General features: G+C 36.6%; 2 protein-coding genes. One reads left to right on the top strand and one right to left on the bottom strand.

The window, feature by feature from the left end:
- On the bottom strand, positions 1-504 hold a 504-nt coding region (locus ACX5KA_RS09115), incomplete at its 3' end, for a transposase (protein ID WP_024024139.1).
- Positions 505-704: 200 nt separating this feature from the next.
- On the opposite strand from ACX5KA_RS09115, the gene gstA reads away from it, so the two are divergent.
- Positions 705-1,313 carry a glutathione transferase GstA gene (gene gstA, locus ACX5KA_RS09110; protein ID WP_013785981.1) on the top strand — a complete coding sequence of 203 codons (609 nt, stop codon included), beginning with the start codon at positions 705-707 and terminating at the stop codon, positions 1,311-1,313.
- Positions 1,314-1,516 lie beyond the last annotated feature (203 nt).

Genomic DNA, 1,516 nt, shown 5'->3' with positions numbered 1-1,516 from the left:
AGAGGGGAAAATCCCTAGAACCCCTATTTGCTGCCCCATCACGCAACGAGCTGTTAAGTGGTCAAAGTGACTCGATACGCCGGGCATCTTTTTACCAGATCTTGTTTTTACGGTGTCATCAATAACAAAGGCACAGAGTCGGCTTTTACTGTTAGCCTTAAGGACTTTTTTAGCGGTCAATAATTGTAGCTTTCGCCAATCTACATCTTCACGGTTAAGTAAGTCATATAACGCATCTTTTTTTGCCGCGGAAAAACTTAATAAAGCATCCCTTGAAAACATGGCTACAGAGTCTACTTTAAGCCAAACCCAGAGCATTAAAAGGTAGGTGATATCACCTACTGGCGTACCTGATCGCTTAGAAAACTTAGCTTGGCGTAACATGATGTTAAAACCAATGCTTTTCCATGTTGAGCTAAAGGTGTTATCTATTTTAAGGTTTGTTTGGCTCAATAAGTCAGCGGTTAATGATTGTAAGTTCAAGGTCTTTGTGGCAGAATTCATTCGATGTCTCTTGTGGTTTTTTACGTTGTCTAGTTAACAAGTATTTTACCACAATGAGGCATCAACTTCTTTTAAATCATTAGGTTATTGTTATTTCCTCGTCTATTTTGAACCCCGAAACTTGAGTAATAACAACATCTATTACAATGATTTAATTTAAAAATAAATTGTTAATACTGTCAATAAAAGGAGTACACCTAATGAAACTGTATTACAGCCCTGGAGCATGTTCATTATCTACCCATATCGTGTTGTGTGAGACTGAGCTAACATATGATCTTGTTCGTGTAGATCTCAATACAAAATCACTAGAGAATAAACAAGATTTTTACAAAATAAATCCCTTTGGCTATGTGCCTGCCCTTGAACTTAAAAATGGTAAAATTCTATTAGAAGGCCCTGCCATTATTCAATACCTTGCTGATCAAGTACCTGAAAAACAACTAGCGCCTGTTAATGGAACATTTGAGCGTTATCAACTACAGCAACAACTAAATTTAATTTCAACTGAATTACATAAGGGGCTGGGAGGATTATTTAATCCTGCATTTTCATCTGATACCCAAGAAATATTTAAAAACAATTTTTCTCGTCGTTTAGATGTCCTTGCTCCTAAATTGTCTGATGATAGTTACCTTTTAGGTGAGCAATTTAGTGTAGCCGATGCGTATTTATTTACGGTATTAAGTTGGTGTCCAATGGTTGGTTTTGACCTTGCTAAATGGCCAGAATTAGTAACATATCAGCAAAAAATAGCAAGACGTCCTTCAGTTCAAAAAGCACTAAAAGAAGAAGGCTTACTCGATTAATTGTTTTAAAGTAGCCCAAAGCTTGAAAACACAAATACTAGACAGTTTCGGCTAGACTTTGCCCAGTCGACGCTATTCAGCACGGGGGCTTTCGCTACGCTCTGTTAAAAAATAGCAGAAACAAATGAGTATAAGCTGTACCACACTTTGTTTGAATACTTAGGAACAGAGTATAATAAAATTTTTATGGAGTTATTTTAGTG

The organism is Alteromonas alvinellae (assembly GCF_902705805.1).
Note: the sequence above shows the minus strand (reverse complement) of the source record. Positions and strands in the feature narration are given on the sequence as shown.